Origin of the sequence: Nonomuraea recticatena, from assembly GCF_039533245.1 — a bacterium.
GTDB classification, from domain to species: Bacteria; Actinomycetota; Actinomycetes; order Streptosporangiales; family Streptosporangiaceae; genus Nonomuraea; species Nonomuraea roseola.
The window spans coordinates 319,865-336,442 of record NZ_BAAATE010000004.1 but is presented as its reverse complement, the minus strand read 5'-3'; the positions used below and the strand labels follow the sequence as shown (position 1 = coordinate 336,442).

Here is a 16,578-nt window from a genome sequence, read left to right as displayed (position 1 = left end):
GACCGTCCTGTCGGTCATCCTCCTGGCCACTGCCTTCCTGTTCGTCACCTCCGCCCGCAGCGTGCGCCTGCTCCAGCGGTGGAGTACCGGCCTTCTCGGCGTGATGGCCGCCCGTGATGCCGCCGTCCCCCCATCCAGCCGCCCGCACCGGAGAGCTGAAACTACCCAGCCTGGCCACTGGCCAGCGCCTCAACAGATAGGACTTGAGGAGCTGCCGCCATGACGGGAACGCGGGGTGGAGGCCGTTGGCGCGCTCGTCGGCTGGATCTCCGGCCGGATGCAACGCGTCGGGGCATCTGCTGGGGCTCCGATACGGGCCGTGCGCGCGTTGCTCGATAGCGAGTTGAGCCTGAGCGCTTGGCGGCGAAGCCGGCCTCAATGCCCGGGGCGTGGCTGGCCTCGGTGTCTGGGGGGGTGAGTCGGGCCTGGTGTTTGGGTGAGCTGGTCTCGGTGCTCGGTGCTCGGTGCTTGGGGGTGCGGTTGGTGTTGGTGTCTGGGGGGTGAGTTGGCCGTGTTCGGGGTGAGGCTGGTCTGAGTGCTCGGGGCGCCGCTGGTCTCGGCGCTCGGGGGATGAGTTGGGTCTCGGTGTTTGGTGGCGATTGGGGGCCAGGGTCGAGGGTGGTCGGGTCGCCGCCGCGAAAGGAGGCGCGGCTGGTCTCGGCGCTCGAGGATGAGTCGGGTCTCGGTGTTCAGTGGCCACTGGGGGTGCCGGGTTCGAGGGTGGTCGGGTCGCCGCCGCGAAGGGGGTCGTGCTGCCGTGTTGGGAGGCGGCTGTGCGAGGTTCGCTTGTGGTTGCCGTACCTGGTCTCCGAGGGTCGGTTGTGGTTGCCGCACCTGGCCTCAGGGGGTGGTGAGGTTGGCGATCAGGGGAGTGAGGAGGAGTTGGTCCTCGGGGCGGGACGGTTCGTACTCGGTGATGCCGATTCCCGCCAGCTCGAAGTGCTCCGTCAGTGTCCTGACGAGCTTGAGGAGGTCGTCGGGGAGGAGGCCGCCGGGGGCGGGGACGCCGACCGAGGCGAAGGTGGCGGGGTCCAGGACGTCCAGGTCGATGTGGATGTAGACCACGTCGGCGCCCGTGTCGGTGACGGCCTGGACCAGGGTGGCGGGGTCGGACAGGTCGGTCACGCCGAGATGGGTGAGGCCGCTGGAGGTGACGAAGTCGCGCTCGGCGGGGTCGAGGTCGCGGACCCCTGCCAGGACGATCCGCTCAGGGCGGATGGGGTGCTCGGGCAGCAGGGCGTCGTGTCCTTCGCCGGTCAGCGTGCGCAGCACCATCCCGTGGAAGGCGCCCGAGGGGGAGGAGCCGGGGGTGTTGAGGTCGCCGTGGGCGTCGAACCAGACGAGGGCGAGGCGGTCGCCGTACCGGTCGAGGGCGGCGGAGACGGGAGCGAGGTCGACGCCGCAGTCTCCGCCGACGGTCACCACGAGCCCGTCGGGGGCTTGAGCCAGGGCGGCACGGGTGCGGCCGGCGGTGGTGGCGAGGTCGGCGGGGGCGTCGCCGTCGGCGATGTCCACGCGCAGATGTACGGCGTTGGGGACCATCTCGGCGAGCAGCTTGGCGCCGTCGCGCAGTCGGTGGGCGGTGGGGGAGGACGAGCCCTGCCACTGCGGTACTTCGATGACCGTTACCTGGGACATCAGTTCACTTCACCTTGTCTACGAGGTCGACCTTTCTGCGAGGCCGAGGTTCTGTGTGAGTGACGGTTCTGCGAGGCGGCGCTTCTGTGTGAGTGACGGTTCTGCGGGGCGGCCCTTTTGTGTGGCCGAGGTTCTGCGGGGCGGATCGGGGTTCTGCGGAGGCTTGTGGACGGCTTCCGCGAATCCCCGGTCCGGTGTTCGCAGGATATGACGGCCGGGTGCGGGCCGAAGAGGAGGGCATGGGGCGCAGGTGGGTCCCGATAGCATCGAGAGCCTTGACCCCGCAGGCCGATGAGAGTGGCAGAAGCAGATGAGTTCCGTGACCGTCCGGGTGCCCGCAAAGGTCAACGTCCAGCTGTCCGTGGGCCCGTTGCGGGATGACGGCTTCCACGACCTGGTGAACGTCTTCCACGCCGTCTCGGTCTTCGACGAGGTCGTGGCCAAGGAGTCGGAGACGGTCTCGGTGCGGGTGGAGGGCGAGTCCGCCGACCAGGTGCCCGTCGACGACGGCAACCTCGCCATCCAGGCCGCCAGGGCGCTGGCCAAGCACGCGGGCAGGACGTACGGCGTCGAGCTGGTCATCCGCAAGGCGATCCCCGTGGCGGGCGGCATGGCCGGAGGCAGCGCCGACGCGGCGGGCACGCTGGTGGCCTGCAACGAGCTGTGGGGGCTCGGGCTGCCGCTGGAGGACCTGATGGAGATCGCCGCGGACCTGGGGAGCGACGTGCCGTTCTCCCTGCTCGGCGGTACGGCGGTGGGCACGGGCAGGGGCGAGCAGCTGACCGCGCTGCCGGTCAAGGGTGACTTCCACTGGGTGTTCGCCGTCGCGGACGGCGGGCTGTCCACGGCGAAGGTCTACGCCGAGTGCGACAGGCTGAGGGCGGCGGCGGGCACGCCGGTGGCGTGGCCGCAGGTGAGCGAGGCGCTGCTGAGGGCGCTGAAGGACGGCGACGCGCGGGCGCTGGGCGCCGAGCTGACCAACGACCTCCAGGAGCCCGCGCTGACGCTGCGTGGATCCCTGGCCAGGACGCTGGAGGCGGGGCGCGAGCACGGGGCGCTGGGCGCGATCGTGTCGGGGTCGGGGCCGACGTGCGCGTTCCTGGCCGCCGACGAGGAGCACGCCCGCGAGCTGGCCGAGGCGCTGAAGGGCGCGGGAGTGTGCCGTACGGCGGTGCCCGCGCATGGCCCCGTGGCGGGGGCGTCGATCGTCTGAGGGCCGGTCGGCGATGGGCCGTCGTGGACGGGGGAGGGGATAGCCTTGGTGAGCGATGAATCTGGTCAATCTTGAGTCTGTTTCCCATGCCTACGGGCCCAAGCCACTGCTGAGTGACGTCTCCCTCGGCATCGAGGCCGGTGAGCGCATCGGCGTCGTCGGGCGCAACGGCGGTGGCAAGACGACGCTGCTGTCGGTGGTCGCGGGGACGGTGAAGCCCGACACCGGCCGCGTGACGCACAACAGGGGTCTGCGGGTCGGCCTGCTGTCCCAGCGCGACGACCTCGACCCCGGCAGGACCATCCACGAGACCGTGCTCGGCGGTCGTGCCGAGCACGAGTGGGCGGGCGACCAGGCGATCAGGGAGATCCTCGCCAACCTCATCGGCGACCTCGACCTGGAGAGCAAGGTCGGAGACCTGTCCGGTGGGGAGCGGCGGCGTACGGCGCTGGCGAAGCTGCTCATCGACGAGCACGAGCTGATCATGCTCGACGAGCCCACCAACCACCTCGACATCGAGGCGATCGCCTGGCTGGCGGGGCACCTGTCGCAGCGCAAGAGCGCGCTGCTGGTCGTGACGCACGACCGGTGGTTCCTCGACGCCGTCTCCACCAGGACGTGGGAGGTCGTCGACGGCAGGGTCGAGCGCTACGAGGGCGGTTACGCCGCGTACGTGCTGGCCAAGGCCGAGCGGGCGCGCATCGCGCAGGCCGCGGAGGAGCGCCGCCAGAACCTCATGCGCAAGGAGATCGCCTGGCTGCGCAGGGGTCCGCCCGCGCGGACGTCGAAGCCGAAGTTCAGGATCGAGGCGGCGCAGGCGCTGATCGCCGACGAGCCTCCCGTGAGGGAGACCGTCGAGCTGATGAAGTTCGCGGCGGCGCGGCTCGGCAGGACCGTCTACGACCTCGAGGACGTCACGCTGCACGCGGGCGGGCCCGACGCGGGTCCGCTGGTGCTCGACCACTCCACCTTCCAGTTCGGGCCCGGCGACAGGATCGGGCTGATCGGGGTCAACGGCTCGGGCAAGTCGACCGTGCTGCGCCTGCTCGCCGACCAGGTCAAGCCCGACTCCGGACGCATCGTGCGCGGCAGGACGGTGCGCCTGGCCTACCTGTCGCAGGAGCTGACCGACCTCGACCCGGGGCAGCGCGTGCTCGAGTCGGTGGAGCAGATCCGCAAGTACATCCAGCTGGGCAAGAAGGAGTGGACCGCCTCCCAGCTGCTCGAACGGCTCGGCTTCAAGGGCGAGGCGCAGTGGAAGGTCGTCGGCGACCTGTCGGGCGGTGAGCGGCGGCGGCTCCAGCTGCTGCGCCTGCTCATGGACGACCCGAACGTCCTGCTGCTCGACGAGCCGACCAACGACCTCGACATCGAGACGCTGAACGAGCTGGAGGACCTGCTCGACGGCTGGCCGGGCACGCTCGTGCTGGTCAGCCACGACCGCTACTTCCTGGAGCGCGTCGCCGACCGGTGCGTGGCGCTGCTGGGCGACGGGCGGCTGTCGATGCTGCCAGGCGGGGTGGACGAGTACCTGCAGCGCAGGGCGGCGGGCACGGCGGTGACGGCCAGGGTCGCCGGTGGCGCGCCCGTGGCGGACGCTCCCGTGAAGGCCGAGCCCACGGGGATGTCGGCCAAGGAGGAGCGTGAGCTGCGCAAGGAGCTGAGCCGCCTTGAGCGCCAGCTCGACAAGCTCGCAGGGCAGGAGGACAAGCTCCACGCGGCGATGGCCGACGCGGCCAGCGACTACGCCAAGCTGGGCGAGCTCGACTCGAAGCTGCGCGACATCCTGAGCGAGAAGGACGCGGTCGAGGCGGAGTGGCTGGAGGTCGCCGAGCGTCTCGGCGAGTAGCGCTGGCGCGAGGTCAGGCGTCGAAGGGTGTGAGGAGGGTGCGCAGGAGGTCGGCGAGGGCCCTCTGCTCCTCGGCTCCCAGCCCCGCCAGCAGCTCCCGTTCGCGGCGCAGCAGGTCGGCGAAGGCCGCGTCGACCCGCGCCCGCCCGTCGTCGGTCAGCGACACGAGCACGCCGCGCCGGTCCTCGGGGTCGGGCCGCCGCCGCACCAGCCCGGCCTGGGCCAGCCTGTCGATGCGGTTGGTCATGGTTCCCGAGGTCACCAGTGTGGCGCGCAGCAGGGCCCCCGGCGACAGTTCGTACGGCTTGCCCGCCCTGCGCAGCGCGGTGAGCACGTCGAACTCCCACGGCTCGAGGTCGTGCTCGGCGAAGGAGGCCCGCCGCGCCCTGTCGAGATGACGGGCAAGGCGGGAGACGCGGCTCAGCACCTGCAGCGGCGTCACATCGAGATCGGGACGCTCCTGCTGCCAGGACGCCACCAGCCTGTCGACCTCGTCCATCGTCATGACACGAGTGTACTGTCTTGACATCGAGATATATATCTCGATATCAATTATCTTTATGTCAAGAGATATCTGGGACCCCGCGACCTATGCCGCGTACGCCGACGAGCGCTCCAGGCCCTTCTTCGAGCTGGTCGGGCGGGTGCGGGCCGATCAACCCGATTATGTCGTCGACGCGGGCTGCGGATCGGGTGAACTCACCGCGACACTCGCCGAGCGCTGGCCGCGCGCCACCGTCTACGGCTTCGACTCCTCTCCCGCGATGATCACCAAGGCGCGCGGCCTCGAGACCAGGGCCCGCTTCGACGTCGCCGACGTCGCGCTCTGGCACCCCGACCGCCCCATCGACGTGATGGTCTCCAACGCGCTGCTGCAGTGGGTGCCCCAGCACCGCGACCTGTTCGAGCGCTGGATCGACGACCTCAGCTCGGGCGGCTGGCTCGCCTTCCAGGTGCCGGGCAACTTCGACGCCCCCAGCCACGTGCTGATCCGCAGGCTGTGCGCCAGCGACAACTGGAGGGACAAGCTGGGCGAGTTCGAGCGCCCGTGGCCGGTCGCCGAGCCGGTGGCCTACCTGGACCAGCTCGCCGCCCTCGGCCTGCGGGTGGACGCGTGGGAGACCACCTACGTCCACGTCCTGCAGGGTGAGAACGCCGTGCTCAACTGGATCTCGGGCACCGCGCTGCGCCCGATCTTCGATCGGCTCGAACCCGACGAGCGCGCCCGCTTCACCGACGAGCTGGCCGTCCTGCTCGACGAGGCCTACCCCACCCGGTCGTACGGCACGCCGTTCCCGTTCCGCCGGATCTTCGTGGTCGGGCAGAAGTGAGAAAACTTCTCCCGTTCATCGCCTAGTGGCATGATTGTCCGCAATCGAACGGTTGCGAGGTGCAGTGGGCATCGAGATCGAGGACAAGTTCGACGTACCGGGTGACTACGAGGTGCCCGATCTGAGCAAGCTGGGCCAGATCACCGGCCCCAAGAGCTACCAGCTGGTGGCGCTCTACTACGACACCGCCGATCTGCGCCTGGCCGCCAGGGGTGTCACGCTGCGGCGGCGGCGCGGGGGGTCCGATCCGGGCTGGCACCTCAAGCTGCCCAAGGCCAAGGGGGCGCGTCAGGAGATCCAGCTGCCGCTCACCCGCAGCACCAAGGTCGTCCCCGCCGAGCTGGCCGACCTCGTCCAGGGCTACACGCGGGGAGCCGAGCTGCGCGTGGTGGCCGAGCTCGACACCCGCAGAACCGTGACCCTGGTGGCCGGAGCCGTCGAGGTGGCCGACGACCGCGTCAAGGGCACCGTCTTCGGCGACGAGCCGCGCGTCCAGCGATGGCGAGAGGTCGAGGCCGAACTGGTCGACGGCGACCAGGACCTGCTGGCGAAGGTCGGCAAGCGGCTGCGCAAGGCCGGAGCCGTCCCCGCGAGCTCGGCCAGCAAGCTCGCCAGGCTGCTCGAACCCGCGCCGCCGGTCCGCGCGAATGTCGAGCACGGCAGCGCCGGCGAGGTCGTCGTGAACTACCTCGCGGACCAGGTCGCGGCCCTCCTCTCGCAGGACCCCCGCGCCCGCAGGGCGGAGGACGACGCCGTGCACCAGATGCGCGTCGCCTCGCGCAGGCTGCGCAGCGCCCTGAAGGCGTTCGCGAGCGTGGTCAAGGACACCGAACCTGTCCAGGAGGAGCTGAAGTGGCTCGCCGCCGTGCTCGGCGAGGCCCGTGACCTCGAGGTCATCAGAGCCAGGTTCGCGGAGCGCCTCAGGAGGCTCGCCCCCGAGCTCGTGGCGGGCCCCATCCAGGTACGCCTCGGCGACGACCTGGGCAAGCGCGAGGAGGAGGCCCACGGCAGGATCAGGGAGACGCTGAGCGGCCCGCGTTACTTCGCGCTGCTCGACGCCCTCGACCGCCTGGTCGCCGAGCCGTCCCTGGGCAAGACGGCGGGCAAGCAGGCAGGGGCCGCGCTGTCCGCGATCGCGGACAAGAACTGGCAGCGCGTGTCGAAGGCCTACGATCACGCTCGGACCGTGACGGATCCCGGCGAGCGCGAGACGGCCATGCACGAGGTACGCAAGGCGGCCAAACGCGCCCGGTACACCGCTGAGGCGATCGGCGTGGACAAGCTGGCCGAACGCGCCGAAGCCGTCCAGGAAGCGCTCGGGGCCCACCAGGACGGGGTCGTCGCGCAGGAGACGCTCGCCCGAGAGGCCGAGAGCGCGCGGCAGGCGGGCGAGGACACCTTCACCTACGGCGTGCTGGTGGGTATCGAGCGAGCGGCCGCCGAGCGCGCGCACGCCGACTTCCCCCAGGTGTGGGCGAAGGTTCAGACCGCGTAGCGCTCGATGTGGACGATCCGGCCGTCCAGGCGGTGGAGGACGGCGAAGGCGCCCTTGCGCAGGTGCACGCGCAGGCCGCTGAGCTCGTCGATCAGCGGAGGCAGCACCTTGCCGTGGCTGCACACGGCCGAGGGCCCCTCGAGCCCGCGGACGAGCTCGGCGCTCTGCTCCCTGTCGTAGCCCTGCTCGCTGAGCAGCGGGTCGAGCCGCAGGTCGGCTCCGGGAAGCGTCTGCACGCACCGCATGCTCGGCGAGCTGACCAGCGAGGAGGGCCGGTAGGCGGGCAGCACCGTGGCAAGGGTGCGCGCCTGGGCCAGGCCGTCGTCGTCGAGGGGACGCAGGTCGTCGTCGCCCTCCCACGCGTCGCGCGAGCCCGCGCTGCCGTGCCGTACGAGGAGCAGCGGGGTGGTCTGCGGCGGAGGGGCGGTCAGCAGGCTCGCGTCCCACTCGTAGCTGAGGCGGGCGCGCGCCGCGTCGCGGGTGAGCCAGACCAGCTCGTCCACCTCGGGACCCGGGACGAACTCGCCCGAGACGGCGCGGGCCGTCCAGTAGTCGACCCGCTTCAGGCGGCCCTTCCTCAGGTAGTGGACGGCGGGCAGCGCCCTGCCGAGCAGCACGGTGAGCCCCGTCTCCTCCCGCACCTCGCGCAGCGCGGCGGCGATCACGTGCTCGCCCGGCTTCACCTTGCCCTTGGGGAAGGTCCAGTCGTCGTACTTGGGCCTGTGGACGAGGGCGACCTCGTCGCCCCGCCAGACGACCGCGCCCGCGGCCCTGATGAGCTCAGTCGTCAATGGTCCTCCACCGGCGCGTCCCGATCAGGTGGCTCTGCAGGTCGTCGCCGTCGTGGCGACTCCATGTGCCGTCGGAGTTCAGCCACCAGCAGGTGGTGGTGTCGGCCATCGCCAGGTCCATGACCTCGATCAGGTAGGCCCTGTGCGACTGGCCCGTCACCTTCACCAGCGCCTCCACCCTCCTGTCGAGGTTGCGGCGCATCAGGTCGGCGCTGCCGATCCAGATCTCGGGGCGCCTGCCGAGCCCGAACTCGTAGACCCTGGAGTGCTCCAGGAACCGCCCCAGGACCGAGCGGACCCTGATGTTCTCCGACAGGCCGGGAATCCCAGGACGGAGCGCGCAGATGCCCCGCACCCACAGGTCCACCCGCACGCCCGCGCGGGAGGCCCGGTAGAGCGCGTCGATCAGCTGCTCGTCCACCAGGGAGTTGGTCTTGATCCTGATGCGGGCGGGCCTGCCCGCCTGCTGGTGGGCGATCTCCCGCTCGATCCTGGCCAGCAGGCCGCCTCTCAGCGAGTGCGGGGCCACCAGCAGCCTGCGGTAGGCAGAGTGGTGGGAGTAGCCGGTCAGGTGGATGAACAGGTCGGTGACGTCCTCGCCGACCAGCGGGTCGGCGGTGAGCAGGCCGAAGTCCTCGTACACGCGGGCGGTCTTGGGGTTGTAGTTGCCCGTCCCGATGTGGCAGTAGCGGCGCAGCTCGCCCGAGGGCTCCTGCCGTACGACCAGGGCGAGCTTGCAGTGCGTCTTCAGCCCGACCACGCCGTAGACCACGTGGCAGCCGGCCTTCTCCAGCTTGCGCGCCCACGAGATGTTCGCGTGCTCGTCGAAGCGGGCCTTGATCTCCACGACGACCACGACCTGCTTGCCCGCCTCGGCCGCGTCGATCAGCGCGTTCACGATGGGGGAGTCGCCGCTGGTGCGGTAGAGCGTCTGCTTGATCGCCAGCACCTGCGGGTCCTCGGCCGCCTCCTCGATGAAGCGCTGCACGCTGGTGGCGAAGGAGTCGTAGGGATGGTGCAGCAGCACGTCGCGCTCGCGCAGCACGGTGAAGATGTCGTCCTCGGCGTGGATGGCCTCGGCGGGGACGAACGGGCGGAAGCTCAGCTCGCCCCTGTCCAGGTCGGCGATGGCGTCGAGGCCCGTCAGGTCGAGCGGGCCGTCGACCCTGTAGATCTCGTGCGGCGCCACGTCGAGCTCGTCGACCAGCAGATCCAGAACCTCGGGGGTGATCGTCTGCTCGACCTCGAGCCGCACCGCGGGGCCGAAGCGGCGCTTGAGCAGCTCCTTCTCCAGCGCCTTCATGAGGTTCTCCGTCACGTCCTCGTCGACGTCGAGATCCTCGTTGCGGGTGACTCTGAAGGCGTGGTGCTGCAGGATCTCCATGCCCTTGAACAGCTGGCCGAGATGGGCCGCGATCACGTCCTCCAGCGGGACGAACCTGTTCTTCGAGGCGGCCACGAAGCGAGGCAGCTGGGAGGGCACCTTCACCCTGGCGAAGACGGTGTGGTCGGTGGAGGGGTTGCGCACGACGACGGCCAGGTTGAGGCTCAGGCCGGAGATGTAGGGGAAGGGGTGCGCGGGGTCGACGGCCAGGGGCGTCAGGACGGGACGGATCCGCTCCCTGAACAGCTTGCGCAGCTCGGTGCGCTCATCGCGGCCGAGGTCGTCCCACCGGACGATCTCGATGCCCTCGGCGGCCAGCTGCGGGCAGATGCGCTCGTGGAAGAGGGCCGCGTGCCGTTTGGCGAGGTCGTCGGCTATCGTCGCGATCCGCGCCAGCTCCTCGCGCGGCTTGAGCCCGCTCTTGGTCCGCAGCAGCAGGCCCGTCGCCATGCGGCGTTTGAGGCCCGCCACCCTCACCCTGAAGAACTCGTCGAGGTTGCTCGCGAAGATCGCCAGGAACCGCACCCGCTCGAGAAGGGGAAGGGAGGGGTCCTCGGCCAGCTCGAGTACGCGTTCGTTGAACTGGAGCCAGCTTTCCTCGCGGTTGAGAAACCGCTCCTGAGGCAGGGGCAGGTCGTTTCCAGAGGACAGGAGCTCGGCGGACATATCCCGTAATATGCCCAATTAGATTGAACAAAGCGTTAACGCTGGCTCAACGACTCACTCTTGTTCGAGCTTCGCCGCCCGCTCGGCCAGTCTGGCCTCCCGCTGACGGAGCTTCTCCTCGCGCTCCCTGGCCCTCTCGGCCTCGCGCAGCAGCCGCTCGCGCTCCTTCAGCTCGCGCTCCCTGGCCTTCTCGGCCTCCTTGAGCTCCTTGGCGCGCGCCTTCTGCGCCTCCTTGAGCTCCTTCTCGGTCGGCCTCGGGGGCAGCGGCGCCATGGCCGACAGCTCCAGGCCCTTGCTCGTCGCGGTGATCTGGGGCATCGGGTTGAGGCCCGTCAGGCCGTTCCACGCCAGGTTCACCAGGTGCGAGGCGACCTCCTCGCGCCCGGGCTTGCGCACGTCGAGCCACCACTGGCCGGTCAGGGCCACCATGCCCACCAGCATCTGGGCGTACATCGGCGCCAGCTTGGGGTCGTAGCCCCTGCTCTTGAACTCGTCGGCCAGGACGTCCTCGACCTGGCTGGCGATCTCACTGATCAGGCTGGCGAACGTGCCGGTGCCCGAGGCCGCGTGCGAGTCGCGCACCAGGATCCGGAAGCCCTCGCTGCTCTCCTCGATGTACTGCAGCAGCGCCAGCGCCGCGCGCTCCAGCTTGATCAGCGAGTGCGACGCCGACAGCGCCGCCGTGATCATGCCGAGTAGTTTCTGCATCTCGCGATCGACCACCACCGCGTAGACGCCCTCCTTGCCGCCGAAGTGTTCGTACACCACAGGCTTGGACACCTGCGCCGTGGCGGCGATCTCCTCGATGGAGGTCCCGTCGAACCCCTTCTCGGCGAACAGCGTGCGGCTGATCGTGATCAGCTGCTCTCTTCGCTCTCTACCGGTCATACGCCTACGAGATCGGGATTCGGTGGTCACAGGTTCCATAATGGCGGTGCCCGGCCCGTGACCGGGCACCGTGGCAGCGGCACTAGCCAATGCGCTTCGCCGCCAGGCGCTCAGGGGTCGGCCACCTGACGTCGTGGACCCAGCCGAATCGCTCGAAGATGCGGATCAGCCCGGCGCTGAGGTCGATCTGCCCCTTCAGCGCCCCGTGACGGGCGCACGTCGGGTCGGAGTGGTGCAGGTTGTGCCACGACTCGCCGAAGGAGGGGATCGCCAGCCACCACACGTTGCGCGACTTGTCGCGGCTCTGGAAGGTCTCCTCGCCGAACACGTGACAGATCGAGTTGATCGACCACGTCACGTGGTGCAGCAGGCCGATGCGCACCAGCGAGCCCCAGAAGAAGGCGGTCAGCGCGCCCTGCCACGACCAGGTCAGCACCCCGCCGAGGACGGCGGGCAGGAAGATGGAGGTGATGGCCAGCGCGGGGAACCACTTGTGCAGCTTGATGATGTCGGGGTCCTTGCACAGGTCAGGGGCGTACTTCTCCCTGTTGGTCCGCTCGCTCTCGAACAGCCACCCCATGTGCGCGTAGAGCAGACCCTTGGTCATCGACCTGAACCCGGGCCCGAAGCGCCACGGCGAGTGCGGGTCGCCCTCCTTGTCGGAGAACTTGTGGTGCTTGCGGTGGGTGGCGACCCAGTCGAGCACCGACATCTCCAGCGACAGGCTGCCCGCGATGCCCAGCGCGATCTTCATCGGCCGCTTGGCCTTGAACGACCCGTGCGTGAAGTAGCGGTGCAGGCCGACGGTGACGCCCAGCCCCGTGACGATGTAGAAGACGAAGGCGATCGCGATGTCGGTCCAGCTCAGCATGCCCCAACCCCATGCCAACGGCACGGCGGCTGCGATCGCGGCCAGGGGGAGCCCCACGACGAGGCCGAAGATGATCAGCTCGGCCCTGGTCTTGGGCTCGGGGTCTACGTCTGGCTTGGGACCGGGCGCCGGTCGGTCGGCAAGAACGGTCATGGGCTACCTCTCACGACGTGTATGAGGACGATTGTCTGGCTACGCAACCGTAACCTACGTCAGCGTAAGTTAGGAATCCCTAAGATGCGAATGTGTGGAAGATGAAGGTCTTCGGGGTGTGCTGAGTGGATTCCATGGCTTGTCCCTGCCCCAGGAATCTGCTAGCACGCGCGCCCGCCGGCGAACTTGTGATCCCGATCAGCACGCGGGGCCCAATCGCCGGTACCCTAGACGCGGGGTAGCCCTCAGGCTCCCTTCTTCCGGCGTTGAGTAATTGGCAGCTCGCGGTCTTTTGGTGTCCGTTGTTCAGGTTCGAGTCCTGGCGCCGGAGCTGTGGTGAATGTCGCCATGGGTGTGAAGAGGTGACGAAGGCGGGCAGGTATCCTCACGGTGTCGGGAGGGTAGCGGTGCGGTAGCCGTACCTAGCCCTGATCCGCCTCGTCACAGGGAGCCTCAGTCCGTGAGTGTGCCGCGCCCGGCCGCCGTCATCGTCCTCGCCGCCGGCGAGGGCACCCGGATGAAGAGCCAGACCCCCAAAGTCCTCCATGAGCTGTGCGGCCTGTCCTTGGTCGACCACATGCTCGCGGCCGCAAGGGAGCTCGATCCCGAGCGGCTCATCGTCGTCATCGGTCACGCGAAGGAACGGGTCGGCGGCCACCTGGCCCGGACCAGCCCCGACGCCAAGGCCATCGTCCAGAGCGAGCAGCGCGGCACCGGCCACGCCGTCCGCACCGTGCTCGAGGAGACGGGCACGATCGCCGGCACGGTGCTGGTCACCTACGGCGACACGCCGCTGCTGACCTCCGAGACACTGGGGCGGCTGCTCGACGCCCACGCCAGTGAGGGGAACGCGGTCACCGTGCTGACCGCGGAGGTCCCCGACCCCACGGGCTACGGAAGGATCCTGCGCGACGCGGCGGGAGCCGTCCTCGAGATCGTCGAGGAGAAGGACGCCACGCCCGCGCAGCGGGCGATCAGGGAGATGAACTCCGGCGTCTACGCCTTCGACGGGCTCCTGCTCGCCGACGCGGTCAAGCGGGTGTCCACCGACAACGCGCAGGGCGAGGAGTACCTCACCGACGTGCTGTCGATCCTGCGCGAGGAGGGCCACAGGGTCGGGGCGCACGTCGCCGACGACTACGTGGAGGTCGAGGGGGTCAACGACCGGGTGCAGCTGGCGTTCGCGCGCGGCGTGCTCAACCGGCGCGTCCTCGAGCGGCACATGCGAGCGGGCGTCACGGTCATCGACCCCTCCAGCACGTTCGTCGACGTGTCGGTGGAGATCGAGCAGGACGCGGTGATCCATCCCGCCACGCAGTTGCACGGCCGTACCCGCATCGAGGCCGGCGCCGAGGTCGGCCCCGCGACCACGCTGACCGACACCTTCGTCGGAGCGGGCGCGGTGGTGCGCAACGCGGTCGCCGACAGCGCGGTGATCGGGGCGGAGGCCTCGGTCGGACCCTACGCCTACCTGCGGCCGGGCACCGAGCTCGGCCACAAGGCCAAGGCGGGCACCTACGTCGAGATGAAGAACGCCAAGGTGGGAGCGCGGTCGAAGGTCCCGCACCTGTCCTACGTGGGCGACGCGACGATCGGCGAGGACGCCAACATCGGCGCCTCCACGGTCTTCGTCAACTACGACGGGGTCAACAAGCACCACACCACCATCGGAGACGGCGTCTTCGCGGGGTGTGACACCATGCTGGTCGCTCCGGTGACCGTCGGCGACGGCGCCTACACGGCGGCCGGATCGGTCATCGTCGACGACGTGCCTCCGGGGGCGATGGGCGTGGCCAGAGCGCGGCAGCGCAACATCGAGAAATGGGTCTTGCGCAGGCGCGCGGGCACGAAGTCGGCTGCGGCGGCCGAAAGGGCGCTGGCCGAGCAAGAGCAGGAGAGTGGCACGTGACGAGCATCAAACAGCCGGGATCCAAGGAGCTGATGCTCTTTTCTGGACGGGCCTATCCTGAACTGGCCGAAGAGGTGGCCAACCACGTGGGCGTCTCGCTCACCCCGACGAAGCTGATCGACTTCGCCAACGGCGAGATCTACGCCCGTTACCTCGAGTCGGTACGCGGGTGCGACGCCTTCGTGATCCAGAGCCACACCGGCCCGATCAACAAGTGGATCATGGAGCAGCTCATCATGGTCGACGCGCTGAAGCGGGCCTCCGCCAAGCGCATCACCGTGGTCATGCCGTTCTTCGGCTACGCCCGCCAGGACAAGAAGGGCCGCGGACGCGAGCCCATCACCGCCAGGCTCATGGCCGACATCTTCAAGACCGCGGGCGCCGACCGGCTGATGTCGATCGACCTGCACACCTCGCAGATCCAGGGCTTCTTCGACGGACCCGTCGACCACCTGTTCGCGATGCCGGTGCTCGAGAGCTACCTCAAGGACAAGCTCGACCTGGCCAACACCACGATCGTCTCGCCCGACACCGGCCGCGTGCGGCTGTCGGAGCGGTGGGCCGACACGCTCGGCACCCCCATGGCCTTCATCCACAAGCGGCGCGACCTCGACGTGGCCAACTCCGTGAAGGTCAACGAGGTCGTCGGCAAGGTGCGGGGCCGCACCTGCGTGCTGATCGACGACATGATCGACACCGCGGGCACGATCTGCAAGGCGGCCGACGCGCTGTACGAGCAGGGGGCCACGAACGTGATCGTGGCGGCCACCCACGCGGTCTTCTCCGACCCCGCGGTCGACAGGCTGAAGAACTCCCGCATCTCCGAGGTCATCGTGACCAACACGCTGCCGCTGTCGGAGGAGAAGAGGTTCGACAAGCTGACGGTGCTGTCCATCGCGCCGCTCATCGGCAGGGCGATCACCGAGGTGTTCAGCGACGGCTCGGTGACCAGTCTGTTCGAGGGCAACACCTGAGTGCCGTAGACTGCAAAGGTTGCGTTCGTAACGCCTTCCGCTAGGGCGGGTGAGGGGGAACGCAGTATCCGATCTCATGCATCCCTAGGAGATGTCGTGTCCGAAGTACGTATCGCCGCCGAAACCCGTACCGAGTTCGGCAAGGGCGCCGCCCGCAAGATCCGTCGCGCCGACAAGGTGCCCGCCGTTCTCTACGGGCACGGCATCGACCCCAAGCACCTCACGCTGCCCGGCCACGAGGTCCTTCTCGCGCTGCGCACCGCCAACGTCCTGATCCGCCTGCAGGGCGACGGCGTGGACGAGCTGGCCCTGCCCAAGGGCGTCCAGCGCGACCCGATCAAGGGCTTCGTCGAGCACGTCGACCTGCTCCTGGTCAAGCGCGGCGAGAAGGTCACCGTCGAGATCCCCGTCACCACCACCGGTGACGTCAACTCCGAGGGGCTGCTCGACCAGCAGCTCGTCTCGATCGCCGTCGAGGCCGAGGCCACCCACATCCCGACCGGCGTCGAGGTCGACGTCGAGGGCCTGACGGTCGGCGCGGTCGTCACGGCCGCCGACCTGAAGCTGCCGCAGGGCACGACCCTGATCGCGGAGCCCGAGACCGTGATCATCCAGGTCAACGCCAAGCCCGCTGGGGAGCCCGTCGAGGGTGAGGCCGCCGAGGCCCCCGAGGCCGCCGAGGGCGAGAGCGCCGAGGCCGCCGAGTAACACGGGCCGCAGAGCCACTGACGGGGCGGCCGGGCCATGTGCCCGGCTCGCCCCGTTGCCGTATGGAGGAGCGCGATGGATCGCTGGCTGATCGTCGGTCTCGGCAACCCTGGGGCCGAGTACGAGGGCAACAGGCACAACGCCGGTTTCATGGTCCTTGACGAGCTGGCCGCCAGGGCGGGCGGCAGGTTCAAGGCGCACAAGAGCCGCGCGCACGTGCTGGAGACCAGGGGCGCGGTGCTGGCCAAGCCGCAGACGTACATGAACCTGTCGGGCGGCCCGACGAAGCTGCTCGCCGACTTCTACAAGATCGGCCCCGAGCGCCTGATCGTGATCCACGACGAGCTCGACATCCCCTACGGCGCGCTCCGCGCCAAGCTGGGCGGCGGAGACAACGGCCACAACGGCCTGAAGTCCATCACCAAGTCGCTGGCGACGCGCGACTACCTGCGCGTGCGGTTCGGCATCGGCCGTCCCCCCGGCCGCATGGACGCCGCCGCCTTCGTGCTGAAGGACTTCGGCACCGCCGAGCGCAAGGATCTGGCGTTCCTGGTCGACAGGGCGGCCGATGTGGTCGAGTCGCTCGTCGAGAAGGGTCTCGAGGCGACGCAGAACGCCTTTCACAGCCTCGATCTGAACATCTCGGCTCCTCCTCGCTGAATCGGCGCCACGCGCGGCTACCCACCGCTACCATTCCATGACTGTCTG

General features: G+C 69.4%; 14 protein-coding genes and 1 tRNA gene. 9 read left to right on the top strand and 6 right to left on the bottom strand.

Going from position 1 to position 16,578, the window contains the following annotated elements:
- Window positions 1–840 precede the first annotated feature (840 nt).
- Entirely contained in the window at window positions 841–1,638 is a 798-nt protein-coding gene (locus ABFX50_RS10500) for an arginase family protein (protein WP_346145387.1), read from the bottom strand.
- A 310-nt stretch (window positions 1,639–1,948) separates the two neighbouring features.
- Here ABFX50_RS10500 and ABFX50_RS10495 point away from each other — a divergent pair, with 310 nt between their 5' ends.
- Complete coding sequence (locus tag ABFX50_RS10495) at window positions 1,949–2,851, top strand: 4-(cytidine 5'-diphospho)-2-C-methyl-D-erythritol kinase (RefSeq protein WP_183655078.1); 903 nt, start codon at window positions 1,949–1,951, stop codon at window positions 2,849–2,851.
- Window positions 2,852–2,906: 55 nt separating this feature from the next.
- Window positions 2,907–4,700, top strand: a complete 1,794-nt coding sequence (locus tag ABFX50_RS10490) for an ABC-F family ATP-binding cassette domain-containing protein (RefSeq protein ID WP_346145384.1) — start codon at window positions 2,907–2,909, stop codon at window positions 4,698–4,700.
- Between the two features lie 13 nt (window positions 4,701–4,713).
- Here ABFX50_RS10490 and ABFX50_RS10485 read toward each other — a convergent pair whose 3' ends face one another.
- Complete coding sequence (locus ABFX50_RS10485) at window positions 4,714–5,205, bottom strand: MarR family winged helix-turn-helix transcriptional regulator (RefSeq protein ID WP_281388190.1); 492 nt, start codon at window positions 5,203–5,205, stop codon at window positions 4,714–4,716.
- A gap of 55 nt (window positions 5,206–5,260) precedes the next feature.
- Here ABFX50_RS10485 and ABFX50_RS10480 point away from each other — a divergent pair, with 55 nt between their 5' ends.
- Together ABFX50_RS10480 and ABFX50_RS10475 are read left to right on the top strand one after the other, a co-directional pair.
- Window positions 5,261–6,031 carry a trans-aconitate 2-methyltransferase gene (locus ABFX50_RS10480; RefSeq protein ID WP_346145382.1) on the top strand — a complete coding sequence of 257 codons (771 nt, stop codon included), beginning with the start codon at window positions 5,261–5,263 and terminating at the stop codon, window positions 6,029–6,031.
- 64 nt (window positions 6,032–6,095) lie between these two features.
- Entirely contained in the window at window positions 6,096–7,526 is a 1,431-nt protein-coding gene (locus ABFX50_RS10475) for a CYTH and CHAD domain-containing protein (protein WP_346145380.1), read from the top strand.
- Here ABFX50_RS10475 and ABFX50_RS10470 read toward each other — a convergent pair.
- From ABFX50_RS10470 to ABFX50_RS10455, 4 genes are all read right to left on the bottom strand, one after another.
- Window positions 7,514–8,317, bottom strand: a complete 804-nt coding sequence (locus ABFX50_RS10470; RefSeq protein ID WP_346145378.1) for an NUDIX domain-containing protein — start codon at window positions 8,315–8,317, stop codon at window positions 7,514–7,516. The two genes, ABFX50_RS10475 and ABFX50_RS10470, sit on opposite strands and share 13 nt — an antisense overlap.
- Window positions 8,307–10,367 carry an RNA degradosome polyphosphate kinase gene (locus tag ABFX50_RS10465; protein ID WP_346145376.1) on the bottom strand — a complete coding sequence of 687 codons (2,061 nt, stop codon included), beginning with the start codon at window positions 10,365–10,367 and terminating at the stop codon, window positions 8,307–8,309. The genes ABFX50_RS10470 and ABFX50_RS10465 overlap by 11 nt, the downstream gene beginning before the upstream one ends.
- Window positions 10,368–10,421: 54 nt before the next feature.
- A complete protein-coding gene (locus ABFX50_RS10460) occupies window positions 10,422–11,255 on the bottom strand; it encodes a TetR/AcrR family transcriptional regulator (RefSeq protein WP_346145374.1) in 834 nt (277 codons plus the stop codon).
- An 82-nt stretch (window positions 11,256–11,337) separates the two neighbouring features.
- Complete coding sequence (locus tag ABFX50_RS10455) at window positions 11,338–12,279, bottom strand: acyl-CoA desaturase (protein ID WP_346145372.1); 942 nt, start codon at window positions 12,277–12,279, stop codon at window positions 11,338–11,340.
- Between the two features lie 259 nt (window positions 12,280–12,538).
- Between ABFX50_RS10455 and ABFX50_RS10450 the strand changes: the two genes are divergently transcribed.
- From ABFX50_RS10450 to pth, 5 genes are all read left to right on the top strand, one after another.
- Window positions 12,539–12,610: transfer RNA gene (locus tag ABFX50_RS10450), tRNA-Gln, on the top strand.
- 129 nt (window positions 12,611–12,739) lie between these two features.
- Window positions 12,740–14,188 carry a bifunctional UDP-N-acetylglucosamine diphosphorylase/glucosamine-1-phosphate N-acetyltransferase GlmU gene (glmU, locus tag ABFX50_RS10445; RefSeq protein ID WP_346145370.1) on the top strand — a complete coding sequence of 483 codons (1,449 nt, stop codon included), beginning with the start codon at window positions 12,740–12,742 and terminating at the stop codon, window positions 14,186–14,188.
- On the top strand, window positions 14,185–15,162 hold the full coding sequence (locus tag ABFX50_RS10440) for a ribose-phosphate diphosphokinase (protein ID WP_183655094.1): 978 nt from the start codon (window positions 14,185–14,187) through the stop codon (window positions 15,160–15,162). Before glmU ends, ABFX50_RS10440 begins: the two co-directional genes overlap by 4 nt.
- Before the next feature lie 96 nt (window positions 15,163–15,258).
- Complete coding sequence (locus tag ABFX50_RS10435; protein WP_346145368.1) at window positions 15,259–15,870, top strand: 50S ribosomal protein L25/general stress protein Ctc; 612 nt, start codon at window positions 15,259–15,261, stop codon at window positions 15,868–15,870.
- Window positions 15,871–15,945: 75 nt separating this feature from the next.
- Window positions 15,946–16,530, top strand: coding sequence for an aminoacyl-tRNA hydrolase (pth, locus tag ABFX50_RS10430; RefSeq protein WP_183655097.1), 585 nt, complete (start codon window positions 15,946–15,948; stop codon window positions 16,528–16,530).
- The last annotated feature ends 48 nt before the right edge of the window (window positions 16,531–16,578 follow it).

Coding starts and splice junctions, on each gene's coding strand:
- ABFX50_RS10500 (WP_346145387.1), bottom strand. CDS start 1,638: ATGTCCCAGGTAACGGTCATCGAAGTACCGCAGTGGCAGGGCTCGTCC.
- ABFX50_RS10495 (WP_183655078.1), top strand. CDS start 1,949: ATGAGTTCCGTGACCGTCCGGGTGCCCGCAAAGGTCAACGTCCAGCTG.
- ABFX50_RS10490 (WP_346145384.1), top strand. CDS start 2,907: ATGAATCTGGTCAATCTTGAGTCTGTTTCCCATGCCTACGGGCCCAAG.
- ABFX50_RS10485 (WP_281388190.1), bottom strand. CDS start 5,205: ATGACGATGGACGAGGTCGACAGGCTGGTGGCGTCCTGGCAGCAGGAG.
- ABFX50_RS10480 (WP_346145382.1), top strand. CDS start 5,261: ATGTCAAGAGATATCTGGGACCCCGCGACCTATGCCGCGTACGCCGAC.
- ABFX50_RS10465 (WP_346145376.1), bottom strand. CDS start 10,367: ATGTCCGCCGAGCTCCTGTCCTCTGGAAACGACCTGCCCCTGCCTCAG.
- ABFX50_RS10460 (WP_346145374.1), bottom strand. CDS start 11,255: ATGACCGGTAGAGAGCGAAGAGAGCAGCTGATCACGATCAGCCGCACG.
- ABFX50_RS10455 (WP_346145372.1), bottom strand. CDS start 12,279: ATGACCGTTCTTGCCGACCGACCGGCGCCCGGTCCCAAGCCAGACGTA.
- pth (WP_183655097.1), top strand. CDS start 15,946: ATGGATCGCTGGCTGATCGTCGGTCTCGGCAACCCTGGGGCCGAGTAC.